At 57.4% G+C, this 26,947-nt stretch carries 28 protein-coding genes; 27 read left to right on the top strand and 1 reads right to left on the bottom strand.

The window, feature by feature from the left end; translation table 11 throughout:
• Window positions 1-23 precede the first annotated feature (23 nt).
• The 19 genes from pyrH (at window position 24) to RAE21_RS08400 (ending at window position 19,551) form a co-directional block, all read left to right on the top strand.
• Window positions 24-746, top strand: a complete 723-nt coding sequence (gene pyrH / locus RAE21_RS08490) for a UMP kinase (protein WP_313875789.1) — start codon at window positions 24-26, stop codon at window positions 744-746.
• A 36-nt stretch (window positions 747-782) separates the two neighbouring features.
• Window positions 783-1,343, top strand: a complete 561-nt coding sequence (gene frr / locus RAE21_RS08485; protein ID WP_313875790.1) for a ribosome recycling factor — start codon at window positions 783-785, stop codon at window positions 1,341-1,343.
• 10 nt (window positions 1,344-1,353) lie between these two features.
• Window positions 1,354-2,061, top strand: coding sequence for a polyprenyl diphosphate synthase (gene uppS, locus RAE21_RS08480; protein WP_313880983.1), 708 nt, complete (start codon window positions 1,354-1,356; stop codon window positions 2,059-2,061).
• 28 nt (window positions 2,062-2,089) lie between these two features.
• Entirely contained in the window at window positions 2,090-2,935 is an 846-nt protein-coding gene (locus RAE21_RS08475) for a phosphatidate cytidylyltransferase (RefSeq protein WP_313880982.1), read from the top strand.
• Window positions 2,936-2,947: 12 nt separating this feature from the next.
• Window positions 2,948-4,135: a 1-deoxy-D-xylulose-5-phosphate reductoisomerase gene (ispC, locus tag RAE21_RS08470; RefSeq protein ID WP_313880980.1), complete on the top strand. Its 1,188-nt coding sequence runs from the start codon at window positions 2,948-2,950 to the stop codon at window positions 4,133-4,135.
• A gap of 15 nt (window positions 4,136-4,150) precedes the next feature.
• Window positions 4,151-5,509: an RIP metalloprotease RseP gene (gene rseP, locus RAE21_RS08465; protein ID WP_313880979.1), complete on the top strand. Its 1,359-nt coding sequence runs from the start codon at window positions 4,151-4,153 to the stop codon at window positions 5,507-5,509.
• Between the two features lie 47 nt (window positions 5,510-5,556).
• On the top strand, window positions 5,557-7,854 hold the full coding sequence (gene bamA, locus RAE21_RS08460; protein ID WP_313882685.1) for an outer membrane protein assembly factor BamA: 2,298 nt from the start codon (window positions 5,557-5,559) through the stop codon (window positions 7,852-7,854).
• Window positions 7,854-8,363 carry an OmpH/Skp family outer membrane protein gene (locus RAE21_RS08455; protein ID WP_428984003.1) on the top strand — a complete coding sequence of 170 codons (510 nt, stop codon included), beginning with the start codon at window positions 7,854-7,856 and terminating at the stop codon, window positions 8,361-8,363. The genes bamA and RAE21_RS08455 overlap by 1 nt, the downstream gene beginning before the upstream one ends.
• A 24-nt stretch (window positions 8,364-8,387) precedes the next feature.
• Window positions 8,388-9,371: a UDP-3-O-(3-hydroxymyristoyl)glucosamine N-acyltransferase gene (gene lpxD, locus RAE21_RS08450; protein WP_428984002.1), complete on the top strand. Its 984-nt coding sequence runs from the start codon at window positions 8,388-8,390 to the stop codon at window positions 9,369-9,371.
• Window positions 9,368-9,808: a 3-hydroxyacyl-ACP dehydratase FabZ gene (gene fabZ / locus RAE21_RS08445; RefSeq protein WP_313880977.1), complete on the top strand. Its 441-nt coding sequence runs from the start codon at window positions 9,368-9,370 to the stop codon at window positions 9,806-9,808. The genes lpxD and fabZ overlap by 4 nt, the downstream gene beginning before the upstream one ends.
• A gap of 9 nt (window positions 9,809-9,817) precedes the next feature.
• Window positions 9,818-10,612 carry an acyl-ACP--UDP-N-acetylglucosamine O-acyltransferase gene (gene lpxA / locus RAE21_RS08440; protein WP_313880976.1) on the top strand — a complete coding sequence of 265 codons (795 nt, stop codon included), beginning with the start codon at window positions 9,818-9,820 and terminating at the stop codon, window positions 10,610-10,612.
• A gap of 22 nt (window positions 10,613-10,634) precedes the next feature.
• Complete coding sequence (gene lpxB / locus RAE21_RS08435) at window positions 10,635-11,810, top strand: lipid-A-disaccharide synthase (RefSeq protein WP_313880975.1); 1,176 nt, start codon at window positions 10,635-10,637, stop codon at window positions 11,808-11,810.
• A 55-nt stretch (window positions 11,811-11,865) separates the two neighbouring features.
• A complete protein-coding gene (gene rnhB, locus RAE21_RS08430; RefSeq protein ID WP_313876257.1) occupies window positions 11,866-12,417 on the top strand; it encodes a ribonuclease HII in 552 nt (183 codons plus the stop codon).
• 6 nt (window positions 12,418-12,423) lie between these two features.
• Window positions 12,424-13,194: a TrmH family RNA methyltransferase gene (locus tag RAE21_RS08425; protein WP_313880973.1), complete on the top strand. Its 771-nt coding sequence runs from the start codon at window positions 12,424-12,426 to the stop codon at window positions 13,192-13,194.
• A 181-nt stretch (window positions 13,195-13,375) separates the two neighbouring features.
• Window positions 13,376-14,545: a glutamine-hydrolyzing carbamoyl-phosphate synthase small subunit gene (gene carA, locus RAE21_RS08420; protein ID WP_313880972.1), complete on the top strand. Its 1,170-nt coding sequence runs from the start codon at window positions 13,376-13,378 to the stop codon at window positions 14,543-14,545.
• A gap of 5 nt (window positions 14,546-14,550) precedes the next feature.
• Window positions 14,551-15,219 (top strand): leucine efflux protein LeuE, encoded by a 669-nt coding sequence (gene leuE / locus RAE21_RS08415; RefSeq protein WP_313880971.1) that lies wholly within the window; start codon window positions 14,551-14,553, stop codon window positions 15,217-15,219.
• A gap of 51 nt (window positions 15,220-15,270) precedes the next feature.
• Window positions 15,271-18,525: a carbamoyl-phosphate synthase large subunit gene (gene carB / locus RAE21_RS08410; RefSeq protein WP_313880970.1), complete on the top strand. Its 3,255-nt coding sequence runs from the start codon at window positions 15,271-15,273 to the stop codon at window positions 18,523-18,525.
• 109 nt (window positions 18,526-18,634) lie between these two features.
• Window positions 18,635-19,111 (top strand): transcription elongation factor GreA, encoded by a 477-nt coding sequence (greA, locus tag RAE21_RS08405; protein ID WP_313875802.1) that lies wholly within the window; start codon window positions 18,635-18,637, stop codon window positions 19,109-19,111.
• Window positions 19,111-19,551: a DUF4149 domain-containing protein gene (locus RAE21_RS08400; RefSeq protein ID WP_313880969.1), complete on the top strand. Its 441-nt coding sequence runs from the start codon at window positions 19,111-19,113 to the stop codon at window positions 19,549-19,551. The genes greA and RAE21_RS08400 overlap by 1 nt, the downstream gene beginning before the upstream one ends.
• Before the next feature lie 44 nt (window positions 19,552-19,595).
• On the opposite strand, the gene RAE21_RS08395 is transcribed toward RAE21_RS08400, so the two are convergent.
• Entirely contained in the window at window positions 19,596-20,069 is a 474-nt protein-coding gene (locus tag RAE21_RS08395) for a YhbY family RNA-binding protein (protein WP_313880968.1), read from the bottom strand.
• An 18-nt stretch (window positions 20,070-20,087) separates the two neighbouring features.
• On the opposite strand from RAE21_RS08395, the gene RAE21_RS08390 reads away from it, so the two are divergent.
• The 8 genes from RAE21_RS08390 (at window position 20,088) to RAE21_RS08355 (ending at window position 26,936) form a co-directional block, all read left to right on the top strand.
• Window positions 20,088-20,774 (top strand): RlmE family RNA methyltransferase, encoded by a 687-nt coding sequence (locus RAE21_RS08390; RefSeq protein ID WP_313880967.1) that lies wholly within the window; start codon window positions 20,088-20,090, stop codon window positions 20,772-20,774.
• Window positions 20,775-20,906: 132 nt separating this feature from the next.
• Window positions 20,907-22,817 (top strand): ATP-dependent zinc metalloprotease FtsH, encoded by a 1,911-nt coding sequence (gene ftsH / locus RAE21_RS08385; RefSeq protein ID WP_313880966.1) that lies wholly within the window; start codon window positions 20,907-20,909, stop codon window positions 22,815-22,817.
• A 66-nt stretch (window positions 22,818-22,883) separates the two neighbouring features.
• The gene (gene folP / locus RAE21_RS08380) at window positions 22,884-23,789 is read left to right on the top strand and encodes a dihydropteroate synthase (RefSeq protein ID WP_313880965.1); all 906 of its coding nucleotides are present in this window, start codon (window positions 22,884-22,886) and stop codon (window positions 23,787-23,789) included.
• A gap of 68 nt (window positions 23,790-23,857) precedes the next feature.
• On the top strand, window positions 23,858-25,189 hold the full coding sequence (gene glmM / locus RAE21_RS08375) for a phosphoglucosamine mutase (RefSeq protein WP_313880964.1): 1,332 nt from the start codon (window positions 23,858-23,860) through the stop codon (window positions 25,187-25,189).
• Between the two features lie 4 nt (window positions 25,190-25,193).
• Window positions 25,194-25,694, top strand: coding sequence for a GNAT family N-acetyltransferase (locus RAE21_RS08370; RefSeq protein WP_313880963.1), 501 nt, complete (start codon window positions 25,194-25,196; stop codon window positions 25,692-25,694).
• Window positions 25,695-25,726: 32 nt separating this feature from the next.
• On the top strand, window positions 25,727-26,002 hold the full coding sequence (locus tag RAE21_RS08365; protein ID WP_087497056.1) for a hypothetical protein: 276 nt from the start codon (window positions 25,727-25,729) through the stop codon (window positions 26,000-26,002).
• A 14-nt stretch (window positions 26,003-26,016) separates the two neighbouring features.
• A complete protein-coding gene (locus tag RAE21_RS08360) occupies window positions 26,017-26,517 on the top strand; it encodes a hypothetical protein (RefSeq protein WP_313880962.1) in 501 nt (166 codons plus the stop codon).
• A gap of 32 nt (window positions 26,518-26,549) precedes the next feature.
• Window positions 26,550-26,936 carry a hypothetical protein gene (locus tag RAE21_RS08355; protein WP_313880961.1) on the top strand — a complete coding sequence of 129 codons (387 nt, stop codon included), beginning with the start codon at window positions 26,550-26,552 and terminating at the stop codon, window positions 26,934-26,936.
• The last annotated feature ends 11 nt before the right edge of the window (window positions 26,937-26,947 follow it).

The raw sequence follows: 26,947 nt of genomic DNA, 5'->3' as shown, positions 1-26,947 counted from the left end.
CGTCCACCGAACGGGAGTCATCTATGAGTCAATCCAAACCTGCTTACAAGAGAATTTTGCTTAAGCTGTCAGGCGAGGCCTTGATGGGTGACGACCAGTTCGGTATCAATCGCGACACCATCGTCCGCATGGTGGATGAGATTGCGGAAGTGACGCGCTTGGGTGTTGAAGTGGCCGTTGTGATTGGCGGGGGTAATATTTTCCGTGGGGTAGCTGGTGGTTCGGTCGGCATGGACCGCGCAACAGCCGACTACATGGGGATGCTTGCTACAGTTATGAATGCACTGGCTTTGGGCGACACCATGAACAAAGCGGGTTTGACGGCTCGCGTGATGTCTGCGATCGGGATTGAACAGGTTGTTGAGCCTTACGTTCGTCCAAAGGCGCTGCAATATCTCGAAGAGGGTAAGGTCGTCATTTTTGCTGCCGGTACAGGTAATCCCTTCTTCACAACCGATACTGCAGCTGCGTTGCGCGGCGCGGAAATCGGAGCTGAAATGGTCTTGAAGGCGACGAAAGTGGATGGTGTTTACACCGCGGATCCGAAAAAGGATCCGGCTGCAACGCGCTATTCCAAAATCACCTTTAACGACGCGATGACCCAAAATCTGGGGATCATGGATGCCGCAGCGTTTGCCCTGTGCCGTGATCAAAAACTGCCAATTAAAGTCTTCTCAATCTTCAAGCATGGCGCTCTTAAACGTGTTGTGATGGGCGAAGACGAAGGCACCTTGGTGCACGTTTGAGCATTGGGTTGTAGATAGATACTGAGCGAGGAAAAAATGTCCGTTGCTGAAATCAAGAAAACGCTGGATACCAAGATGGAGCAGTCCATCGCAGCTTTGAAAAACAACTTGACGAAAATTCGCACCGGCCGTGCGAATCCTGCGTTATTGGATACAGTCCATGTGGACTACTACGGCTCCATGGTGCCCCTGAGCCAGGTTGCCAACTTGTCTCTCATCGATGCGCGGACTATCAGCGTGCAGCCTTGGGAAAAGAACATGGCCCAGAAGATCGAGAAGGCGATTCGTGACAGCGATCTCGGTTTGAATCCTTCCAGCTTGGGCGAGTTAATTCGCGTTCCATTGCCGGCGATGACAGAAGAGCGACGCAAGGAACTCACGAAGGTCGTGCGCGGAGAAGGTGAGGCGAGCAAGGTCGCCATTCGCAATCTGCGCCGTGACGCCAACGAAGCGGTGAAAAAGCTAGTTAAAGACAAACTCGCTTCCGAAGATGATCAAAAACGTTGTGAAGCTGATGTCCAAAAAGTGACAGACAAGCACATCACGGAAGTCGACCGTTTGGTAGCGTCCAAAGAGCAAGATTTAATGGCCGTTTAAGGCCTTGCAGATGTCATCATCCGGAAATCCATCTGGACTCCATGTCGCCATCGTGATGGATGGAAACGGCAGGTGGGCATCGAAGCGTTTTTTGCCGCGTTTAGCAGGTCACAAGCAAGGGGTAGAGGCGTTGAAGCGCACAGTCCGGGCTTGTCCATCACGAGGCATCGCGGCACTGACAGTGTTTGCGTTTTCCTCAGAGAACTGGAGTCGACCCGCTGATGAGGTTTCCGGCTTGATGGACATTCTCGTCGGTGCGCTCACCCGCGAGGTCGCTCAGCTGAGTGCAGAGGGCGTTCGAATCCGTTTTGTTGGAAGTCGCGCTGGTCTCTCTGAGAAGGTTCAGCAAGGCTTGAGCCAAGCGGAATTGGACACCTCAGGCAACACCTCACTGGACCTCAACATTTGCTTCAACTACGGCGGGCGATGGGATATCGTGCAAGCGGCGAATGCCTTGGTTGCCCGTGGTGCCGCAATTACGGAGCAAACTATGGGCGAGGCCATGGCATTGGCTCCGTCAACTGACCCGGACTTGCTTATTCGGACCGGCGGTGAATTCAGGATTAGTAATTTCTTGTTGTGGCAGTCCGCCTACTCCGAGCTCATCTTCAGCCCGAAGTTATGGCCTGATTATGCGGAAGCGGATTTGGACGCCGCGCTGGAGGAGTTTGCCTCTAGAGAGCGTCGCTTCGGCAAAACCTCGGCTCAGATTGCGTAGTCTCTAAGCCTCTCTTACCAGGGTACCTATGTTGCGCCTACGCATTTTTACGGCAGTAGCGTTACTTGCTGTGCTTCTTCCTGCGGTTTTTTATCCTCATCCCGCAGCGTTTGCCGTGGTCGCAGGTGTCCTGATGGCCTGTGGGGCATGGGAATGGTTTCGGCTGAATCAATCTTCTGATTCGGGGGCTCTTGCAGCGGGCGTCGCCTGTGCTGCGGTTTGTTTCCTATTCTGGTTCTTTCCATTGCCGGCAAAGGCCATGAGCGTTATTTGGTCGTTCTCGGCGCTTGCATGGGTGGTCGGTGGTGGTATTTTGTTGAAGGCGGGTGTTCCTGCGTGGTCCTTGATTCCATCGGCATTGCGTCAGCTGTTGGGTTTCGTGCTTTTGTGTTTTGCATGGCTGGCTGTCGTCAAAGCCAGGGCTCTTGGCATCAACTTCTTATTTTCTGCAATGGCTCTCGTTTGGGTCGCTGACATTGCAGCGTATTTCGCGGGCCGCAGATTCGGTGGACGTTTCTTTTCCGATAAGTTGGCACCAAGTATCAGTCCCGGGAAAACGCGCGAAGGTGCTATCGGTGGCTTGATTGGCGTGGTGCTCCTCGCCTTCGGCTGGTGCATAGCTGACCAGCATTTCTTGATGGACTCCAAAAGCATCTTCTCGATATTGGCCGAGCGTCATTGGCTGTTTATGCTGCTGGGCGCCATTTTCCTAGGGTTGATGAGTATCTGTGGTGACTTGTTGGAGTCTCTGGTCAAGCGTTCTGCAGGTGCCAAAGACAGCAGTCAGCTGTTGCCTGGCCACGGAGGAGTTCTGGACAGAGTCGATGCACTTCTGCCAGTCATTCCACTTGCCATGCTTTTGCAAGCGTTTTAGTTCGGGGCTTCCATGCAACAGGTTTCAGTTTTGGGGTCGACCGGTTCGATTGGTGTCAACACATTAGATGTATTGCGCAGACACACTGACAGGTTTCAGGTTTTTGCGTTAACAGCATCCACGCGCGTAGACCAGATGGTGGAGCAGTGTCTGGAATTCCGGCCGCGCTACGCTGTGATGGTGGATTCCTTGAGTGCCACTACTTTGCAGTCACGCTTAAGGGCTGAGGGCATGAGCACGGAGGTGTTATCGGGCGCCCATGCTTTGAGTGAAGTGGCATCTCACCCAGACGTTCACATAGTCATGGCCGCCATTGTGGGGGCGGCAGGACTAGAGTCTTGTATTGCTGCTGCGCTTGCTGGTAAGCGGCTGTTGTTAGCTAACAAAGAGGCCTTGGTAGTAGGCGGCAACGTCTTTATGTCAGCGGTGGAGCGAGGTGGCGCCACATTACTACCGATTGATAGCGAACACTCCGCGATTTTCCAGTCCTTGCCGGCTGACAAAAGCCTCTGGAAAGCGTCGGTGGACAAACTCATCTTGACAGCGTCAGGTGGTCCTTTCAGGACATGGTCACCCTCACAGATCACAGCTGCAACTCCTGAGCAGGCCTGCGCGCACCCAAACTGGGTTATGGGGCGCAAAATTTCGGTGGACTCCGCCACCATGATGAATAAAGCCTTGGAAGTGATCGAGGCTAAATATTTGTTCAGTGTCTCACCTCGTCAAATTGATGTCTTGATTCATCCTCAAAGCGTAATCCATTCAATGGTTCAGTATGTGGACCACTCTGTGGTTGCTCAGTTGGGTACTCCGGATATGCGCGGGCCCATAGCCTACGGTCTGTCGTGGCCTGAGCGCGTGGAGTCGGGAGCGGCGCCCTTGGACTTTTCGACCATGTCGTCGTGGACGTTCGAATCGATCCGAGATGAACAGCACCAAAGCCGCTTTCCCGGACTTTTCTTGGCCTGGGAAACTTTAGAGGGGCAAAGTGGCTCAACAGCCGTACTGAATGCTGCCAATGAAGTCGCCGTTGCAGCATTTTTGAACCGTGAGATACGCTTTGATCAGATTTATGCGGTAAATCGTGCAACCCTTAACGCTTTGTCCTACACATCACCTGACGATTTGGCTGCGCTTTTGGCGCTTGATGCTGAAGCGCGCGCGGTGGCTACCCAGCACTGCCGCGCACTCTCGACCTGAAATAAGAGGAAATCCATGCAAACCATAGTCGCCTTCCTTGTTGCGATAGGCCTATTGGTTGCTGTGCACGAGTGGGGGCACTACATCGTTGCGCGTGCCTGTGGGGTCAAGGTTTTGCGGTTTTCAATCGGCTTTGGCCCTAGGCTCTGGAGCAGGGTGAGCTCTCGGAGCGGTACAGAATTCGCCGTGAGCCTGATTCCTTTGGGCGGATACGTAAAAATGCTCGACGAGCGCGAAGCAGAAGTGGACCCTGCGGATCGCCATCAAGCATTCAACACCCAGTCCCTCAGCAGGCGAAGCGCCATCGTGGCTGCAGGTCCGTTGGTTAATCTGGTCTTCGCAGTATTGCTGTACTCCTTGCTGAATTGGCAAGCGACTCCGGCGGCTGCGCCTGTCTTGCCAGTCCCGGTCACGGGTTCTCAAGCGGAAATGGGGGGGTGGACTGGCGGCGAGCGCGTATTACGCGTTGGGACCTCACCGGATGCACTCGAACCAGTTCAAACTTTTGATGAATTTCGCTGGCGCCTGACATCGGCGGCACTGGCGCAATCGACACTTTTTATTGAAACCGTACCGGGCCAGGAAAAAACGTCTGGCTCACCGGTTGTCCGGCCGCTCAGTTTTGGCCAAACATCGACTAACGCAGCAGATGCGTCTATGTTTCAGAGAATTGGGTGGGTATCTCCTTTTTCCAAGCCGGTGTTGGGGGACGTAGCGCCTGATTCGCGCGCAGCTTTGGCGGGTTTGCAGTTCAATGATTTGGTCACATCGGTCAACGGAACTTCCATTGCTGATGCATCTACATTGCGTACGATGATTCGCTCCTCCCCTGAAAAGGCGATGGAGTGGGTCGTCGTCCGAGGCTCCGACAGCTTGAGTCTGTCCGTTACTCCTGCGCTTGATCGCTCTGGCGGGCAACCGATAGGGAGGGTAGGGGCCTTTGTGGGCTCGATACCTGAAATGGTGGAGGTTCAGTACGGGTTCTTCGAGGGCATATCGCGCGCCGTAAAAAAGACCGGCGATATCGCATGGATGTCGCTCACAACCATGGGGCAAATGCTGACGGGTCAGGTATCGCTGACCAACCTGAACGGGCCCCTGGCAATTGCGGACTATGCGGGTAAGTCAGCTGCACTGGGTTTTGTCTCTTTTGTAGGATTTCTCGCTTTGGTGAGCATCAGCTTGGGGGTGCTCAACCTTCTACCTCTGCCTGTCTTGGATGGCGGGCACCTGATGTATTATCTTTGGGAAGGTGTCACCGGTCGTCCGGTGCCTGAAAAGTGGTGGGAACGACTGCAACGACTCGGAATTGCGTTGTTGTTGGTGATGATGTCGGTTGCCTTGTACAACGACATCCAACATATCTTGGGTTAGGCCACCGTCGTGGCAACCTAGACCCTCGGAGATTCAAATTGAAATTAATGAAATCAAGCAGCCGCAAGGTCCGTTTTGCGGCCGTGGGTGGTCTTTTGGCGTTCCTGATCCAAAATGCTTGGGCCGTCGACCCATTTCCGGTGAAAGACATCCGTGTCGAAGGCTTGCAGCGTGTCGAAGCAGGTACCGTTTTTGCGTCTATCCCGGTCCGCGTGGGGGACACCTATACCGATGAAAAGGCAGCGGCGTCCATACGCGCTTTGTTCGCCTTGGGTTTATTCAAGGACGTGCGCATCGAGAGTAACAATGGCGTAGTCGTTGTGATTGTGGAAGAGCGTCCCAACGTGGCGGACGTCGATTTCTCTGGAAATCGGGAGTTCGACAAGGACGTTCTCAAACGCGCCTTGCGCGATATTGGGCTGTCGGATGGTCGCCCCTTTGACAAGGCGCTTGTCGATCGCGCTGAGCAGGAGTTAAAACGGCAGTACATCAGCAAGAGCATGTATGCCGTAGAAATTGTCACCACAGTCACGCCGATTGAGCGCAACCGGGTAAACGTGAGCTTCGCTGTCACGGAAGGTGAAGTTGCCAAAATCAGTGAGATTTCGTTCGTTGGCAATAAATCGTTTTCTTCAAGCACGCTGCGTGGTCTGTTCGATTCAGACACGGGGAATTGGCTGAGTTGGTACACCAAATCCAACCGGTACACGCGTACCAAATTGAACGCGGATGTAGAGACACTCCGTTCATATTATTTGGCGCGTGGTTTTTTGGAGTTCAAGGTGGACTCTACCCAAGTGGCCATCTCCCCGGACAAAAAAGACATTGCGATCACGCTCAGCATGACTGAAGGAGAGCAATTTGCGGTATCCAACATCAAGCTGGCTGGCAATTTTTTGGGTAAGGAAGCCGAATTTCAGTCCTTGGTAACGATCAAGGCAGGTGAGCCTTACAACGCGACAGACGTGGCTCAGACAACAAAGGGGTTCACTGATTATTTTGCGAATTTTGGCTATGCTTTCGCTCGTGCTGAAGCTCGCACAGAGATCGATCGCACTACCAATCGCGTGGAAATTACTCTCGTGGGCGAGCCCTCACGCCGTGTATACGTGCGGCGTATCAATGTTGCGGGTAACGACCGGACTCGCGACGAAGTGATTCGCCGCGAATTCCGTCAGCTTGAAGCCGCTTGGTACGACGGTGAAAAAATTCGCTTGTCCCGAAATCGTGTTGATCGGCTGGGCTACTTCACCAATGTGGGCATCGAAACCCAAGAGGTAGCAGGTGCTCCTGATCAGGTAGACCTCACCATTTCTGTGGTGGAAAAGCCTACAGGAAGCATCAGTTTGGGGGCAGGTATTTCGAGCGCTGACGGCTTGGGACTGTCTTTCGGATTCAAGCAGGAGAATGCTTTCGGGTCCGGCAATTCCCTCGGCATTGAAGTCAATACGAGCAAGTCCAACCGCACTGTAGTGCTCAGCACTTCAGATCCGTACTTTACGGATGACGGTGTGTCGCGAACCTTTGATCTGTATCAGCGGACCTCGCGCCCTTACGACGATGCATCCACCTACGCGATTGAGACTACGGGTATCGGTGTCCGTTTTGGGGTTCCATTTTCCGATTCAGACACCGTGTTTTTCGGGTTGGGTGCGGACAAGACGCGAATCATTCCAGGGACACTTCTACCCACGGTCTATCAAGACTATGCCAACGAGTTTGGTTACAGCGCAACTGCGGTGCCTGTGACGATAGGTTGGTCGCGTGACACCCGTGACAGCGCATTGGTGCCCAGTACCGGTCGGGTGATTCGCACCAACGGTGAATGGAGTGTGGGCGGTGACATGCGCTACGTTCGCGGAACGGCGCAGTACCAGCAATTTGTGCCCGTTACCCGCAGAGTGACCGCGGCTTTCAATAGTGAGCTGTCCATCGGAGCTGCGACTGGTTCCGGTTCCTATCCGATTTTTAAAAACTACTACCTGGGTGGACTCGGCTCGGTCCGTGGCTTCGAGCAGGGAAGTCTCACGACAGCAGCTCAACGAGCCGCTTCGTTGACTTCGACAGGCGGTGCGAAGAAAGTAGTGTTCAACGCGGAGCTATTGTCTCCGTTGCCCGGTGGTGGGAATGACCGTACCTTGCGCGGCTTTGCCTTCGTCGACGCGGGTGGCATCTACGCGCCTAATGAGGCTATTCAGCTCTCTGAAATGCGTTCTTCTTTCGGTGTGGGTATTAGTTGGATTTCACCGGTTGGACCTTTGCGTTTGGCTTTTGCCCGGCCATTATCCAAATTTGACGCAGATAAAATGCAGTCCATTCAATTTCAAATTGGAACCACTTTTTAATGAAAACAGCACAAATCAAATGGGTGTTGGTAGCTGCGATGGCTTTGACGGCCACCGGCGGTTTTGCCCAAGAGTCCAAGGTCGGTTACATCAATACACAACGCATTACGACAGAGTCTGCGCCCGCCAAGGCCGCACAGGCGAAGTTGGAGGCGGAGTTTTCCAAGCGCCAGAAAGATCTCGCGGACGTTCAGCAGTCGCTGAAGTCTATGAGCGACAAGTTCGAGCGCGACGCGCCGGCTATGTCCGAGGCTCAGCGGACCACGCGTCAGAAAGAATTTGCGGAGCAAAATCGCGACTTCCAGCGCAAGCAGCGTGAATTCCAAGAAGACTTGAATGGCCGCCGTAATGAAGAGTTGCAACAGGTGTTGGACAAGGCGAACAAGGCAGTGAAACAAGTTGCTACGGACGAGAAGTACGACATCGTGATCCAAGAAGTGGTCTACAGCAGCCCACGTCATGACATCACCGAGAAGGTGCTGAAAATCCTCAACCAAAGCGCCAAATAAACTTTGTCGCAAGCGTTATCTCATGTGAGTTCCCATTCGCTTTCCTCCTTGGTATTGAACCTTGGTGGAGAGCTTATCGGTCCGGGCGATGTCATGATTTCAGGCCTTGCGCCTTTGGAATCAGCCACGGCGCAAGACATCAGCTTCCTCAGTAACCCGAAGTACCAGCAACAGCTGTCTCTGAGTCGAGCAGGCTGCGTGATCGTGAGCCCGGCCATGGCGGCAGACGGCGCTCGTCGCGGCCCCTGTATCGTCTCGCCCAATCCTTATCTGTATTTCGCGCGATTGACGCAGCTTTGGCGGCAGCTAACAGCGCGCCCCATCGGTAACGAGCCCCTGGTTCACCCCAGTGCAGTGGTGCACCCAGATGCCCATATTGCGGCAACAGCTCGCATCGGCCCTTTGTGCGTCATCGAGGCGGGTGCTCGTGTCGGCGAACACACGGTATTGAAGTCACGGGTCACAGTGGGCGAGGATTGCCACATTGGTGATCGTTGTATCGTGCATGCGGGCGTGGTCATCGGTGCTGATGGTTTTGGCTTCGCTCCTGACGGTGCTCGCTGGGAAAAAATTGAGCAATTGGGCGCTGTCAGAATTGGCAATGACGTAGAAATCGGTGCCAACACCTGCATCGACCGTGGTGCCTTGCAAGACACGGTGATTGAGGATGGGGTCAAGCTGGACAACCTGATTCAGATTGGCCACAACGTCCGCATCGGCGCACACGCGGCAATGGCGGGTTGCGTTGGCGTTGCCGGATCTGCCACTATCGGCACGGGCTGCACGGTGGGTGGGGGGGCGATCATCCTCGGCCATCTGTCCTTGGCCCCAGGAGTGCATGTTTCTGCAGCCACTGTAGTGAGCAAGTCGATACACAAGCCGGGTCAATATACGGGGATTTTCCCTCTGGATGAAAACGCCAATTGGGAGCGCAATGCGGCTTCATTGAAGCAACTGCACAGCCTGCGCGATCGAATTAAAACCTTGGAAAAAGAGAAGAAGCCATGATGGATATCCATAAAATTTTGAAGCAATTGCCGCACCGTTATCCATTTTTGTTGGTGGATCGCGTGCTTGAGTTGGAAAAAGGCAAAACCATCAAGGCGCTGAAGAACGTCACGATCAACGAGCCGTTTTTTGAGGGGCATTTCCCTCACCGCCCCGTGATGCCGGGTGTGTTGATGTTGGAAGCACTGGCCCAAGCCGCCGCCTTGCTGGCTTTCGATGCGCTGGATACCTCTCCTAACGACCAGATGGTCTACTACTTTGCAGGGATCGACGGCGCACGCTTCAAGCGCCCGGTAGAGCCGGGCGACCAGCTCACGCTCAACGTGGAAATGCTGCGTATGAAAGCCGGAATCTTTAAATTCAAAGCCAGTGCCATGGTCGGGGATGAGTTGGCCTGCGAGGCCGAGTTGACCTGCGCCATGCGCGCCATTAGCTAAGGGCTAGACGTGTCAAACGTACATCCCACCGCCATCGTTTCGCCCGGTGCTGAGCTCGACAGCTCGGTCACCGTCGGTCCATACACTGTGATCGGCCCGCATGTGCGTATCGGTGCCGGCACGACGGTCGGCCCGCATTGCGTGATCGAGGGGCACACCACGATCGGGCAAGACAACCGGATCTTTCAGTTCAACTCTTTGGGCGCGATCCCGCAAGACAAGAAATATGCGGGTGAGCCTTGCGAACTGATGATTGGTGACCGCAATACGATCCGCGAGTTCTGCACCTTCAATATCGGTTCGCCGGGCGATGCCGGTGTGACCCGCGTGGGCAACGACAACTGGATCATGGCCTATGTGCACCTTGCGCACGACTGTGTGGTGGGCAATCACGTTATCTTCGCCAACAACTCCCAGTTGGCAGGTCATGTGCATGTGGACGATTGGGTCATTCTCGGTGGGTTTACCGTGGTCCACCAGTTCGTGCGTTTGGGCGCGCACAGCATGAGCGCTATGTGCTCTTTGTTGTTTGCCGATTTGCCGCCCTTTGTGATGTGCCAAGGGCAACCGGCCGCTGCGCGGTCGATGAACTTTGAAGGTTTGCGCCGCCGGGGTTGGACGCCGGAGCGTATCTCGGGCATCAAAGCGATCCACAAAGCGCTCTATCGCGATGACCTTGCGCTGGAGCAAGCCAAGGAACGCATCGCGCTCATGGCCGCAGAACGCCCTGAAACAGCCCCAGACGTCGCCATGATGAACACCTTCCTCGCTGGCGTGTCCGCGCAGCGCGGTATCGTGCGCTAAGCGCGTTTTTTGCTGGATGGCCATGGCGAGGAGTACGTGCCCCGGTTCAGAGCCATCCCTCGCGCTCGTTGCGGGCGAGGCTTCCGGCGATCTGCTAGCTGGCTTGCTGCTTGCCGGCATGCGTGCACGCTGGCCTGCCGCCACGTCGGGCGGAATCGGCGGCCCGCAGATGGCCAAGCAAGGCTTCGACGCCTGGTGGCCGCACCACAAATTGGCGGTACACGGATTCAGCTGGGAGTTGCTGCGGCGCTACCGCGAGATCGTGGGGATTCGTGCATCCTTGGGTGATCGATTGCTGGCGGACAAGCCGGATGTATTCATCGGCGTTGATGCCCCGGATTTCAACCTGGCCCTCGAAGCCCGGCTCAAACAGCACGGTGTCAAAACGGTGCATTTCGTTTGTCCCTCGATCTGGGCCTGGCGGCCGGAGCGGGTGGAAAAGCTGCGCCAGAGCACAGACCATGTGCTGTGCATCTTTCCTTTCGAGCCTGCATTGTTGGCGTCCCACGGCATAGCGTCTACCTATGTGGGACACCCGCTGGCAAACGTCATTCCTATGGACCCTGACAAAGCCGCCGCACGACACGCCTTGGGCTTGCAGCCGGAAGATGAGGTGGTGGCTATCTTGCCGGGTAGCCGTCAATCCGAGATCCGGCACCTCGCCTTGCGATTCTTTAAGGCTGCAGCCCTCATGCTGAATGCGCGAGCTGCTATCAAATTTATAGTGCCTGCAGTACCCGGCTTGTTACCCGAAATCACCGCTATTGCAGAGCGCAGCGGAATCGGCAGCCGCTTGCAGTTGTTGACCGGGCAGAGCCATACGGCCTTGGCTGCATGCGACGTCACCTTGATTGCCAGCGGTACCGCCACCCTGGAGGCCGCTCTGTTCAAGCGGCCCATGGTGATCGGCTACCACATGTCCTGGTTATCGTGGCAAATCATGCGGCGCAAACGCTTGCAGCCGTGGGTAGGCCTGCCCAATATTTTGTGTCGGGATTTCGTGGTGCAAGAGATCCTGCAAGACGACGCAACCCCTGCTGCATTGGCGCAGGCCACGCTCCAGTGGCTGGACGCGGCGCGCAGCGAGCCTGCCAAAATAGCGGCCCTTCAATCCACTTTCCGCACGCTGCACACTGATTTGCGGCGTGATACCGCCACCCTTGCGACCGATGCCATCGAAAAAGTCCTCCAAAGCTAAAGTTGCTGTGCCCGGGGTGCAGCAAGTAGCCTTCAGTTGGGACCTGCCCGGGCTCATGGCTGGTGTGGATGAGGCCGGCCGTGGTCCGCTGGCTGGGCCTGTAGTCGCCGCGGCGGTCATTCTGGATGACTTGCGTCCTATCGCCGGGTTGAATGACTCCAAAAAACTGACGGCAGCCCGTCGCGAAAAGCTGTTTGACGAAATCCGCGCCAAGGCTCTGTGCTGCTCGATTGCACAGGCCTCTGTCGAGGAGATCGATGAAATCAATATCCTGCAAGCCACCTTGCTGGCCATGCGCCGTGCGGTGGAGGGCTTGCGCTTGAAGCCTGCCAAAGTGCTGGTCGACGGCAACCGCTTGCCGGTCCTTGACGTGTTGGCCGAGGCAATCGTCAAGGGGGATGCAACCGTGCCTGCGATCTCAGCCGCCTCCATTCTCGCCAAGGTGACCCGTGACCGCTGGTGCGCTGAGCTGGATGCTCAGTATCCCCAGTACGGTTTCGCCGCCCACAAAGGCTATGGGACCGCGGTGCATCTTGCCGCCCTTGAGGCCCATGGTGCGTGTCCCGCGCACCGTAAAACTTTTGCGCCGGTCACCCGGGTGCTCTAAACCGCTATGACCGAACCTGTATTCATCAGCTCCCGTGAGAACGCACTTCTTAAAGAATTGCGCAAACTCAGCACCGACAACACCGCCTATCGCAAAGCCGGGCGATTCTGGATCGAGGGAGACCACCTGTGCGGAGCCGCCTTGACCCGTGGTGTGAAGCCTGCAGTGTTGGTGGCTTCTGAGTCATTTTGGCCTCTAGCCCCCGTCGAATATGCGCGAGCAGCTATCAAAATCGTAGTGATTCCGGATGGGGCGTTCCACGAGATCAGTGGCTTGGAGTCGCCGGCCCGTGTTGGCTTTGTGGTCGATTTGCCGGCCGCTGCCGCCATAGACCCCGATGCCGCCACCGTCATTCTCGACCGGGTGCAAGACGCGGGGAATGTGGGCTCCATCCTGCGCAGTGCGGGCGCATTCGGCTTTCGCCAAGTGTTGGCGCTCAAAGGGGCGGCCGCTTTATGGAGCCCCAAAGTTTTGCGCGCTGGCATGGGTGCACATTTCGGACTCCAATTGGTCGAGGGCTTGGAACTGGCAGACCTAGATGCCCTGCGTGTGCCCTTGGTGGTGACCAGCTCACACCAAGGGGATTTGGTGCAGCGACTTGATTTGCCGCATCCCTGTGCCTGGGCGATGGGGCATGAAGGGCAGGGTGTCTCTGAGGCCCTGATGGCGCGCGCCACCGTCTTTGCCCGCATTGGCCAGCCGGGGGGCGAGGAGTCTCTCAATGTGGCCGCAGCAGCAGCCATTTGTCTGCATGCCAGCAGTTTGAAGCTTGCCTGAAACTGAATTCGGGTTTGCCCTCGGTTATAATCAGAGGCTTTCCAGAAAACAGCCGTCCCAAGCGCAACTCTGCACATTCCCTCGTAAAAAGCATCCGCAAGGACTCACATCCTGCGCGGCACCCGCCAAGAGCCTGTCTTGAGCGCGTTTGGGCGTACCCGTAAAACATTCGGAGAAACCAGTGCTTTTGTCTCTCAAGGGAACTACCCCACCCGCCATCCTGGCGCTCGCAGACGGCACGGTCTATATTGGCAATTCCATTGGGGCCGCAGGCTCCACGGTCGGCGAGGTTGTGTTCAACACCTCCATGACCGGCTATCAGGAAATCCTCACGGATCCTAGCTACTGCCAGCAGATCGTCACCCTCACTTACCCCCACATCGGCAACTACGGTGTCAACCCCGAAGACGTGGAGTCCCACAAAGTCTTTGCGGCAGGTTTGATCATCAAAGACCTGCCCTTGGTGGCAAGCAATTTCCGTAAAACCCAAACGCTGACCGAGTACTTGGTGGCAGAGGGCACGGTGGCGATTGCCAATATCGATACCCGTCAGTTGACCCGCCAGCTGCGTACCCAAGGTGCGCAAAACGGCTGCATCATGGCACTGGCGGCCGGCGAATCGGTCACCAAAGAGGCGATCGAAAAAGCCGTCGCTGCGGCCAAAGGTGCGCCCAGCATGGCTGGCCTGGATTTGGCTAAAGTGGTCTCCAGCCAAGAGAGCTATGCCTGGACCGAAGCCGAGTGGACGCTGGGCCAAGGCTATGGCCAGCAAACCGCTCCCAAGTTCCATGTGGTGGCCTACGACTTTGGCGTCAAGAAAAACATCCTGCGCATGTTGGCCCAGCGGGGTTGCAAGGTCACGGTCGTGCCGGCGCAAACGCCAGCAGCCGATGTGCTCAAGCTCAACCCCAACGGTATTTTCCTGTCCAACGGCCCCGGTGACCCGGAGCCTTGCGATTACGCCATTGCAGCAGCCAAGGAATTGATCGAAACCGGCACGCCGACCTTCGGTATTTGCTTGGGCCACCAGATCATGGCGTTGGCCAGCGGTGCCAAAACCTTCAAGATGAAGTTCGGTCACCACGGTGCCAACCATCCGGTCAAAGACCTCGACAGCGGCCAAGTGTCTATCACCAGTCAAAACCACGGTTTTGCGGTGGATGAAAAAACCTTGCCTGCCAACCTGCGTGCCACCCATGTCAGCTTGTTTGACGGAACCTTGCAAGGCTTGGAGCGCACCGACAAACCAGCGTTCTGCTTCCAAGGGCACCCTGAAGCCTCTCCAGGTCCGCACGACATCGGGTACCTGTTTGACCGGTTCATTCGCGAGATGGAAAAGAAAGCAGCCTGAGCACCATGAGCTTCTATGGCGTGACTGACCTCTGGACCTATGTGGTGGGCGCTTTGGGCATCATTTTGTTGCCCGGGCCTAACTCATTGTTTGTCTTGTCAGTCGCGACCGTGCGGGGCGTCAAAGCCGGCTACCAAGGCGCCATGGGCGTTTTTGTGGGCGACACCATATTGCTGTTGCTCACGGCGCTTGGAGCTGCTGGTTTGTTGCGTACTTATCCCGCGCTATTCATGGTGGTGAAATACGCAGGTGCCGCGTACCTCACCTGGGTCGGGGTGAATCTGGTGATCGCCGCGATCCGCAAGTGGCGCAGCCACCAGCCCATGCAAGCTGCCGCAGATGGCGCTGTGGCAGAGGCCTCGGCCCATTTGCAGCAGCCTTTCAAGCGGGCGTTGGTCATCAGCCTGCTGAATCCCAAGGCGATTCTTTTTCTGCTGTCGTTTTTTGTGCAGTTCATTGACCCTGCCTACGAAACGCCTGCGGTGCCTTTCTTGATATTGAGCGCCATCATCATGGTGTTCAGTGCTGTGTATCTTTCTGCCCTGATTTTTGCAGGTGCCCGACTGGCCCAGGGTTTCAGCCGCCGCAAGCGGCTGAGTGCCACCCTGTCCAGTGCCGTGGGCGGCCTGTTCGTCTGGTTCGGTGCCAAGCTGGCAACAGCCAGCCTGAACTGAATCCGATTGATTTGATTAAAAACTAAAAAGCCCTAAAGCTAAGAGTCCACCATGCCAAAACGTACCGACATTAAAAGCATTCTCATCATCGGCGCCGGCCCCATCATCATCGGGCAGGCCTGTGAGTTCGACTACTCCGGCGTGCAAGCGTGCAAAGCTTTGCGTGAAGAGGGCTACAAAGTCATTCTGATCAACAGCAACCCCGCGACGATCATGACCGACCCTGCCACCGCCGATGTAACCTACATCGAGCCTATTACCTGGCAAACGGTCGAAAAAATCATCGCCAAGGAAAAGCCTGACGCGATTCTGCCCACCATGGGTGGCCAGACTGCGCTGAACTGTGCGCTGGACCTGTGGCACCACGGCGTGTTGGACAAGTACAAGGTCGAGCTGATCGGTGCAACGCCCGAGGCCATCGACAAGGCGGAAGACCGCTTGAAGTTCAAGGACGCCATGACCAAAATCGGTCTGGGCTCCGCGCGCTCCGGTATCGCCCACAGCATGGACGAGGCGTGGGCGGTGCAAAAGACGTTGGGCTTCCCCACCGTTATTCGCCCCAGCTTCACTTTGGGCGGTACTGGCGGCGGTATTGCCTACAACTCCGAGGAGTTTGAAACCATTTGCAAGCGCGGCTTGGAAGCCTCGCCCACCAATGAGCTGCTGATCGAAGAATCGCTTTTGGGCTGGAAAGAGTACGAGATGGAAGTGGTGCGCGACAAGGCGGACAACTGCATCATCGTGTGCTCGATCGAAAACTTGGACCCCATGGGCGTGCATACCGGTGATTCCATCACTGTGGCGCCTGCACAGACCTTGACCGACAAGGAATACCAGATTCTGCGGAACGCCTCTTTGGCGGTGCTGCGTGAAATCGGTGTGGACACTGGTGGCTCTAACGTGCAGTTCTCGATCAACCCGGTCGACGGCCGCATGGTGGTGATCGAGATGAACCCGCGCGTGTCTCGCTCTTCCGCTTTGGCTTCCAAAGCCACAGGCTTCCCGATTGCCAAGGTCGCAGCCAAGCTGGCCGTGGGCTTCACCCTCGACGAGCTGCGTAACGACATCACCGGTGGTGCTACCCCCGCGTCGTTCGAGCCTTCCATCGATTACGTGGTCACCAAGATTCCGCGTTTCGCGTTTGAAAAATTCCCTGCAGCCGACAGCCGCCTGACCACCCAAATGAAGTCGGTGGGCGAGGTGATGGCCATGGGCCGTACTTTCCAAGAGTCCTTCCAGAAAGCCCTGCGCGGCCTGGAAGTGGGCGTGGACGGCATGAACGAAAAAACCCAGGACCGCGAAGTGCTGGAAAAAGAGCTGGGCGAGCCCGGCCCCGAGCGCATCTGGTACGTGGGTGACGCTTTCGCCCAGGGTATGAGCGTGGACGAGGTGTTTGCGCTGACCAAGATCGACCCTTGGTTCTTGGTTCAGATCGAGCAGATCGTGAAGCTGGAGCTCGAAATCGAGCGCCTGCCCCAGCCCGCCAGCGGCTCTGCGCTAGACAAGATCGATGCGCCTACGCTGCGCGCATTGAAGCAAAAAGGTTTCTCGGACCGCCGCCTGGCACGCCAGTTCAAGACCACCGACAAGGCGGTGCGCGAGAAGCGCCGTGCTTTGGGTGTGCGCCCGGTCTACAAGCGCGTGGACACTTGCGCCGCCGAATTTGCGACCAACACGGCTTACATGTATTCCACCTACGAGGCCGATGGCTCCGAGTGTGAAGCTGCGCCTACCGATAAGAAAAAGATCATGGTGCTGGGCGGTGGCCCCAACCGTATCGGCCAGGGTATCGAGTTTGATTACTGCTGTGTGCACGCCGCTTTGGCCATGCGCGAAGACGGCTACGAGACCATCATGGTCAACTGCAACCCTGAGACCGTGTCCACCGACTACGACACCTCTGACCGCCTGTACTTCGAACCCTTGACGCTTGAAGACGTGCTGGAAATTGTCGACAAGGAAAAGCCGGTCGGCGTGATCGTGCAGTACGGTGGCCAGACGCCTTTGAAGTTGGCGCTCGACCTCGAGGCCAACGGCGTGCCCATCATTGGCACCACGCCTGACATGATCGATGCGGCTGAAGACCGTGAGCGCTTCCAGAAACTGTTGCACGCCCTGAACCTGCGCCAGCCGCCGAACGCGACCGCCCGCACCGAGCCCGAAGCGCTGGAAAAGGCCGCTGCCTTGGGTTACCCCCTCGTAGTGCGCCCCAGCTATGTGTTGGGTGGCCGCGCGATGGAAATCGTGCACGAGCAGCGCGACCTGGAGCGCTACATGCGCGAAGCCGTGAAGGTGAGCAACGACAGCCCCGTGCTGCTGGACCGCTTCTTGAACGATGCGATCGAGTGCGATGTGGACTGCATCCGCGATAACACTGGTGCGACGTTCATTGGTGGTGTGATGGAGCACATTGAGCAAGCTGGCGTGCACAGCGGTGACTCTGCCTGCTCGCTGCCACCTTTCAGTCTGCATGCGGACACGGTCGCCGAAATCAAGCGTCAAACCAAGGCCATGGCGGGTGCTTTGAATGTAGTCGGATTGATGAATGTGCAGTTTGCCATCCAAAACGTTGACGGCAAAGATGTCATCTACGTGCTGGAAGTGAACCCCCGCGCAAGCCGGACTGTGCCGTTTGTTTCCAAGGCGACTGGCATTCAGTTGGCCAAGGTTGCTGCGCGTTGCATGGCAGGCCAGTCATTGGCAAGCCAAGGCATTAGCAAGGAAGTGACCCCGCCTTACTTCAGCGTCAAAGAAGCGGTGTTCCCCTTCGTGAAGTTCCCCGGTGTGGACACCATCCTCGGACCTGAGATGAAGTCTACGGGTGAAGTCATGGGCGTGGGCAAGACCTTTGGCGAAGCGTTTGTGAAGAGCCAACTCGGCGCAGGCGCCAAGCTCCCACGCGGCGGCAAGGCGTTTATCTCGGTAAAACAAGCGGACAAGCCCCGTGCGGTGGAAGTCGCACGCAAGCTGGTCGGCCTGGGCTTTGAAGTCGTGGCTACCAAAGGCACCGCCGCGGCTATCAACGCAGCGGGTGTGGCCTGTGGCGTGGTGAATAAGGTCACCGAAGGTCGCCCGCATATTGTGGATACCATCAAAAACGAAGAAATTTCGATGGTGGTGAACACGGTGGAAGAGCGCCGCAATGCGATTGCAGACTCCCGCCTGATTCGCACTTCCGCATTGCTGGCCCGTGTCACCACGTACACCACGATTGCGGGTGCAGAAGCAGCCGTCGAAGGCATGAAGTACCTCGACAACCTGGGTGTGATTTCTGTGCAGGAGATGCACGCAGAACTCCTGGCCTAAAAGCCCTCAATCGTTGGCATAATCGTGTCAACCGCAAAGGACAGTGCCGCGCGCAAGCGCCGCACTGTCCTTGTACTTTGAGGCTCTGTAAAACCTAGCTAGAGACACCATGGCAACCTATCCCATTACCAAGCGCGGCGCTGAAATGCTCAAAGCCGAACTGCACAAGCTCAAAACCGTAGAGCGTCCTTCGGTGATCCAAGCTATCGCTGAGGCCCGTGCCCAAGGCGATTTGAGCGAAAACGCCGACTACGACGCTGCCAAAGAGCGCCAGGGCTTTATTGAAGGTCGTATCCAGGAAGTGGAGGGCAAATTGTCCGCTGCGCAGGTGATTGACCCCGCGTCGATCCAAGCGGATGGTCGTGTCGTTTTCGGTGCGACCGTGAAGTTGGAAGATGAAGAAAGTGGCCAGCAGGTCAAGTACCAGATCGTGGGTGAAGACGAGGCAGACCTCAAGCAAGGCCTGATCAACATCAGCAGCCCTATTGCCCGTGCCTTGATCGGCAAAGAGGTGGGTGACACCGCAGTAGTACTCGCACCCGGTGGTGAGCGTGCCTACGAGGTCGTGGCCGTCGACTACATCTGATGCGGCAACTCCCTGTCTGGTTGGCGGCTGCGTGGGCCATGAGTCTGAGCATGTTGGGCTTGCTGGTCGTGCCTATGTTATTTGTGCACTTGCCCACACCCGCCATGGCCGGGCAAATGGCGGCTAAGTTGTTCAGCGCCCAGACATGGATCTCCGTGGCCTGTGGCGCGATGTTGCTGATTGCATTTCGGTCAAATCGGCGCCTGGTGCCCGTGGAATCCGCGCAGTCTGCTACGCTTTTTGTAGTGGGCGGGGTTCTGTTGGCACTCATGGTCGAACTGGCCATTGCCCCGCGCATCGTGGCGCGGGAGAACCTTGCCTTGTGGCACCGCTTGGGCACCGGCCTGTTTGTGGTCCAGTGGATTTGCGCCTTGGTGGTCCTGCGCCAAATGGTCGCTGCACTATCGGGCAGCCGCGATACACCGGACGCGCAGGCATAAAAAAACCGGAGCTTGAGGCTCCGGTTGTCAGTTTTCTTTGGGTATCAGGTCTGGCTGCGTTTTTTGACGCTGGTCTGTGGCTTCGGCTTGGCGCGCTTGATGTTGCCGCCGGGCGTGAGGCGCTGGTTGCCCAGAACGCGCAGTGTCTTGACTTCGGGGCGGGTGCCGGGACGGCCGAACTTCAACACCTTGAAGTCGCGGGGGCCGGGCATGCGGTCTTCGTCAACCGCTTTTTCCTTTGTGGCCTTGGGGCGCCAGAGCACCAGCAATTTGCCGATGTGCTGGATGGGTGCAGCATTGAGCTCATCCGCCAGGGTTTTGAACATCTCGTCGCGGGCTACGCGGTCGTCCGAGAACACGCGGACTTTGATGAGTCCGTGGGCATTCAGGGCGGCGTCGATTTCTTTTTTTACGTTGGCAGTCAGGCCATCGCCACCGACCATAACAACAGGGTCAAGGTGGTGGGCTTCAGCGCGGTGATCTTTGCGCTGAGCGGGTGTCAATTGGATTTGAGGCATGTGGGTATTATCAACGCAATGAAAACGCAGAGCAAAAGTAACAAGCCCGATAACAAGGCCGGCAACAAAAAGGTCAATAAAGCGTGGTTGCACGACCATATTAACGACCCCTATGTGAAATTGGCCAACAAAGAGGGCTACCGCGCGCGCGCGGCCTACAAGCTCAAAGAGATCGATGAAACCCTGCACTTGGTCAAACCGGGGCAGTTGGTGGTGGATTTGGGGTGCACCCCCGGTGCCTGGAGCCAGTACCTACGGCGGCGCATGTCCCCTCAGGGGGCGGCGGCAGGGGCCCTGAACGGCACCTTGATCGGCTTGGACCTGCTTCCTATGGAGCCGATTGAAGGGGTGACCTTTATTCAAGGCGATTTCCGGGAGGCCGAAACTTTGACGAAGCTGGAGGCCGCGCTGGGCGGGCACAAGGCAGATCTGGTGGTCTCGGACATGGCGCCCAACCTGTCGGGCATTTCATCTGCGGACGCGGCCCGCATTGAGTACCTCGTTGAACTGGCCATCGAATTTGCCCAAAACCACATGAAACCCCAAGGCGCACTCGTCGCCAAAGTGTTTCATGGCGGGAGCTACAACGCCGTGGTGCAAAAGTTCAAAGAGGCCTTTGTCACCGTGAAGCCCTTGAAACCCAAAGCATCACGAGACCGGTCTTCTGAAACCTTCCTGATTGGTATGGGCCTGAAGGGCTTTTGAGACTTAGTTGATCAAACCCATGCTATTTCTATGGATGTCCGCAAGCAAAAAAGTATGCGACATCCTTGAAAGGCCTAAAATGGTTGCCATGTATGCGGGGCAAGGGCCCTCGCGTCCTGAATGGAGCTTCGCTTGAATAATCAGTGGTTTTCTAAAGTTGCAGTGTGGTTGGTGATCGCCTTGGTGCTTTTCACCGTGTTCAAGCAATTTGATTCGCGCGCCTCTGCGTCTGGCATGGTCGGCTATTCCGACTTCCTGGAGCAGGTCCGCAACAACCAGATCAAAAGCGCCATCATCCAAGAGGGGCAAGGCGGCACAGAAATTCTGGCCATCACCTCTGATGACCGCAAAGTCCGCACGACAGCGACTTATCTCGACCGCGGCCTGGTGGGCGATCTGATTGCCAACAACGTCAAATTCGATGTCAAGCCCCGCGAAGAAGGCTCCTTGCTCATGACCTTGCTGGTGAGCTGGGGCCCGATGCTGCTGTTGATCGGCGTGTGGGTGTACTTCATGCGCCAAATGCAAGGCGGCGGCAAGGGCGGAGCTTTTAGCTTCGGCAAGAGCAAAGCCCGCTTGCTTGACGAGAACACCAACACCGTGACCTTCGCCGACGTGGCAGGTTGCGACGAAGCCAAAGAAGAAGTCAAGGAGGTGGTTGACTTCTTGAAGGACCCCAGCAAGTTTCAAAAGCTGGGCGGCCGTATCCCCCGCGGTTTGTTGCTCGTGGGCCCTCCCGGTACCGGTAAAACGCTGCTGGCCAAGTCGATCGCCGGTGAAGCCAAAGTGCCGTTCTTCAGTATTTCCGGTTCTGACTTTGTCGAAATGTTTGTGGGCGTGGGTGCATCCCGCGTGCGCGACATGTTCGAGAACGCCAAAAAGAACGCGCCGTGCATCATCTTTATCGATGAAATTGACGCTGTCGGCCGTCAGCGTGGTGCTGGCCTCGGCGGTGGCAATGACGAGCGCGAACAAACTCTGAACCAGATGCTGGTGGAGATGGACGGCTTTGAAACCAATGTCGGCGTGATCGTGGTAGCTGCTACCAACCGCCCTGACATCTTGGATGCCGCTTTGCTGCGCCCCGGCCGTTTTGACCGCCAGGTGTATGTGACGCTGCCCGATATCCGTGGCCGTGAACAGATTCTGAACGTGCACATGCGCAAAGTGCCCTTGGGCCAGGACGTGAGCGCCAGCGTGATCGCCCGTGGTACTCCCGGTATGAGCGGTGCCGATCTTGCCAACCTGTGCAACGAAGCAGCCCTGATGGCAGCCCGCCGCAATGCGCGCTTGGTCGAAATGCAGGACTTCGAGAAGGCCAAGGATAAGATCATCATGGGACCGGAGCGCAAGTCCATGGTCATGCCCGAGGAAGAGCGCAAGAATACGGCTTACCACGAAGCCGGCCACGCCCTGATCGGCAAAATGCTGCCCAAGTGCGATCCGGTGCATAAAGTGACCATCATTCCCCGTGGCCGTGCCTTGGGGGTGACCATGAGCCTGCCTTCGCAAGACCGCTACTCCTATGACAGCGAGTTCATGCTAAACCAAATCAGCATGTTGTTCGGTGGCCGCATCGCCGAAGAAGTGTTCATGAATCAAATGACCACCGGCGCGTCGAACGACTTTGAGCGCGCTACCTCGATCGCCCGTGACATGGTGACCCGCTACGGTATGACCGACGCCTTGGGCCCTATGGTGTATGCCGAAAACGAAGGCGAAGTGTTTCTGGGTCGCAGCGTAACCAAGACTACCAGCATGAGCGAGCAAACCATGCAAAAGGTGGACTCAGAGGTGCGCCGCATCATTGACCAGCAATACACCCTGGCACGCAAGCTGATTGAAGACAACCAGGACAAGATGCATGCGATGGCCAAGGCCTTGCTGGAGTGGGAAACCATCGACAGCGACCAGCTGGACGACATCATGGCCGGCCGCGAGCCCCGTCCACCGAAGGACTGGACCCCTCGCACTCCGCCCAACAGCGGCGGTGGCGGTGGTGCAGCAGCAGTTGCTGCAGAACCAGCGCCAAACGCGGCGTAACTAAATCGCGTTTGTGTGAAAAACAGGGCCCTCGGGCCCTGTTTTCATTGGGGATAATGGTGTTCTATGCATTGGCAGACCTCCCGCTTTTCGATTGACCTCAGCCGTCCCCGAGTCATGGGGATTGTCAACGTCACTCCGGATTCGTTTTCGGATGGTGGTCAGCATGCCACCAGCTCTGCAGCCATGGCGCACTGCGAAGCGTTGCTCCAGGATGGGGCGGATATTCTCGATATTGGCGGAGAGTCCACCCGCCCGGGCGCGCCACCGGTGAGCTTGGAGGAAGAGCTTGCCCGGGTATTGCCGGTCATCCGTCATGCAGTGACTTTGGGTGTGCCGGTGTCGGTGGATACCTACAAGCCAGCGGTGATGCAAGCGGCGTTGGACTTGGGTGCAGACATCATCAACGACGTGTGGGCTTTGCGTTGGCGTGGTGATGCGAGCGGCAAGACTGGACAAGACGTGGTGGCGGCTCACCCGAACTGCGGGGTGTGCCTGATGCACATGCATCGTGATCCGCAGACCATGCAGTCGGCGCCGATGGCGGGTGATGTCGTTCCCCAGGTGCTTTCATTTTTGCAGCAGCTCGCGCTTGATTTAAAAGGGCTGGGAGTCGATTCGACACGTATTTGTCTGGATCCGGGCATAGGCTTCGGCAAAACAGTGGCTCAGAATTTTTCACTGCTCGCACGCCAGGCGGAGGCCGTGCCGCAAGGCTATGCGGTGCTGGCGGGCTGGTCGCGCAAATCGTCACTGGTGGCGGTGACCCAAACGGGTTCGCCGCAGGGGGCAGGGCTCGGTATCGAACAGCGCCTTGCACCTAGCGTGACGGCGGCGGTGCTGGCAGTCCAAAACGGCGCGCATGTGGTGCGGGTGCATGATGTGCGCGAGACCATCAGCGGACTCCGGGTGCTGGCTGCCATGCAGGCAGAGCAGGTTCCTCAGGCGCCAGCCCGGGACCTCGGCAGCTAGTCCATTCATTTTTCACTGGTATTTGCCGGTGGCTGATTCATCAATTACAAAACCAACAGAAAGAACCTATGGGAAGACAATATTTCGGCACTGACGGCATTCGCGGCACGGTGGGCCAAGCGCCCATTACCCCCGACTTCGTGTTGCGCCTCGCGCATGCAGTGGGCCATGTGCTCAAGGAAACCGAGGCGCGCCCCACGGTGCTCATCGGCAAGGACACCCGGATTTCCGGTTACATGCTGGAGAGTGCCCTGGAGAGTGGCTTTAACTCCGCAGGGGTGGATGTGGTGCTATTGGGCCCGCTGCCCACGCCGGGGGTGGCCTACCTGACCCGCGCCCAGCGCGCGTCGTTGGGCGTGGTCATCAGCGCCAGCCACAACCCGTTTGCAGACAACGGCATCAAGTTCTTTAACGCCAAAGGCAGCAAGTTGCCCGACGCTTGGGAGCTGGCTGTTGAGGCGGAACTCGAGAAACCCCCGGTGTGGGTGGACTCCGCCAGTCTGGGCAAAACCCGCCGCTTGGAAGACGCTGCCGGCCGCTACATCGAGTTTTGCAAAAGCACATTTGCCAACGACCTGACCCTGAAGGGCATGAAGCTCGTGGTCGACGCAGCACACGGCGCGGCGTATCACATTGCCCCCAAGGTGTTCCATGAGTTGGGCGCTGAAGTGATCGCTATCGGCTGCACGCCCGATGGCCTGAACATCAACAAAGGCGTGGGAGCCACCCACCCCGAAGCGCTGGTGAAGGCGGTCCAAGAGCACAAGGCCGACTTCGGCATTGCGCTGGACGGCGACGCTGACCGCCTGCAACTGGTGGATGCCGATGGCCGCCTCTACAACGGTGACGAGCTGCTATACCTGATGGCCGACGACCGCTTGGGCCGTGACGAGCATGTGCCCGGCGTGGTGGGCACGCTCATGACCAACATGGCGGTGGAAGTCGCCCTCAAATCCCGCGGCGTGCAGTTTGTACGTGCCAAGGTTGGCGACCGTTATGTGCTCGAAGAGCTGGAAAAGCACAAATGGATTTTGGGTGGTGAAGGCTCGGGTCACCTGCTAGCGCTGGACAAGCACACCACCGGCGATGGCTTGGTGTCTGCCCTGCAGGTGCTGCAAGCCTGTGTCCGCAGCGGCAAAACCATGGCCGAGTTGTTGGCCGGCGTCACGCTGTTTCCGCAGACCCTGATCAATGTCCGTCTGACCCCCGGTCAGGATTGGAAGAGCAACACCCGCATGGCCGAAGAAACCAAGGCTGCCGAAGCTGCACTGGGCGACAGCGGCCGCGTACTCATCCGCGCCAGCGGCACCGAGCCTTTGGTGCGCGTGATGGTGGAAGCCCGCGATGCCACTATGGCGCAAAGCTGCGCGCAGCGCATTGCCGACACTTTGAAAGCGTGAGGCCATGAGCACAGCCATTCGAGTGACGCAGGCGGATTACGCCAACCCGGTCCATGCAGCCGCCTTGGTCATGCTCTTGGACGCCTATGCCAGCGACCCCATGGGCGGCGGCGAGCCCTTGAGCGACTTTGCCAAAGGGCACATCGTGCCCTCGCTGGCCGCGCGCCCGCAGGCCTACAGCGTGCTGGCGTTTGCGTCTGCAGACGACTCGGTACCCGTGGGCTTGGTGAATTGCATCGAAGGTTTTTCCACCTTCAAGTGCAAGCCACTGGTCAATGTGCACGATGTGGCGGTGCTGGCGGGTTACCGCGGCCAGCGCATCGGTGAACAGATGTTGGCCTTGGCCGAGGCCATCGCGCGCGAGCGCGGCGCCTGCAAGCTCACGCTGGAAGTGCTCTCGGGCAACACCGGCGCCGAAAAGTTGTATCGCCGCGTAGGCTTTGCCTACTACGAGCTGGACCCTGCGATGGGGCAGGCCGGCTTCATGCAAAAGTGGCTGGACTGAGCAGCCAAGCGCTGAATGGAAGAGGGCTCCCCATGTTCAAAATCTACTGGACCGACACCGAAGGTCAATCCCACGGTGCAGAAACCGCAGACCTGGTGCAGGCCTTGCAGATCACCAAGGAAAAGCGCGATGCCGGCTACACCTTTGTGACCATGGCCAGCGAGAACCCGCAAAACGTGGGCAAGCAGGGCGTGGACGCCGTGGTGGACGGCAAAACCCCGGACGGCCAGGACTACGATTGGTCCAAAGCCGGTCGCGCGGGCAAGCCGCGCAGGGGTGACAAGGTCATCACGAACAAAGACCACTGAGCGCTGCACCTCTGATGTCCAACAGCCAATCGTTGACCGTGGCGGATGCTTTGAAGTCCCTGCAGGACGCGGTACAGGCTGAAAACACCCTCATCGCCAGCAGAGTGACCTGGTACGTGACCTCGCAGGCTTTTTTGCTGACTGCCTACGCCACGTCTTGGAATGCCAACTTCGGCTGGCCCGGTTTCTTTCATTGGGCCCTACCGATTGCCGCCATCGTGCTGTCGGGGATCATCTTCACCTCCATTTACGCAGCCACCTGGGCGCAAGACGTTTATCTGCGGGAACAGACCCACCTCATTCGCCGTGCTCGTGGTGAGCTGGGGCTATCTGCTGCCGAGTTATTGGCGCTCGATGTCTACGAGCGCACCACCGTGCCGCAGCGCACGAACGCCCGTGGCCATATCGTTGGTGCCCGCGTGCACGGGCTGGTGCGCATCACACCTTTGCTGCTCCCTGTTGGATTCAGTCTGATCTGGCTCTACGCCTTGGTGCTGGCGCCAAGACTCGGCTGAGCGATGGCATCAGCCTGAAAGCGTTTTTTTCTATGCAACTGTTGTTTGCCCTCTACACACTCGCCAGCCTCACGCACTTCGCGCACAACGCCGAATACATCGCGTTCTATCCTGGCTTGCCGGTGTGGATGACGCGGGAGTCGGTGTATCTGGCCTGGTTGGCGGTAGCTGCGGTGGGTGGCCTGTCCTTGATCGCCAGCAGACTGGGTTGGTCTCGGTCGGCATGTGCTTTGTTGGTGGCTTATGGTTTGCTGGGCGCAGACGGACTGTTGCACTACACCCTGGGCCTGTGCTCGGAACACACACTGGCAACTAACCTCACGATCTGGGCGGAAGTGCTGCTCGGGGTGACACTGGCTTGTGCGGCAGCGCTACGCTTGAACCGGCTGGGTTTCCGCAAGGCGGCTGCCAATTTTTGAGTAAGAACTGC

It is taken from the genome of Rhodoferax potami (genome assembly GCF_032193765.1).
Lineage (GTDB): Bacteria > Pseudomonadota > Gammaproteobacteria > Burkholderiales > Burkholderiaceae_C > Allorhodoferax > Allorhodoferax potami.
Note: the sequence above shows the minus strand (reverse complement) of the source record. Positions and strands in the feature narration are given on the sequence as shown.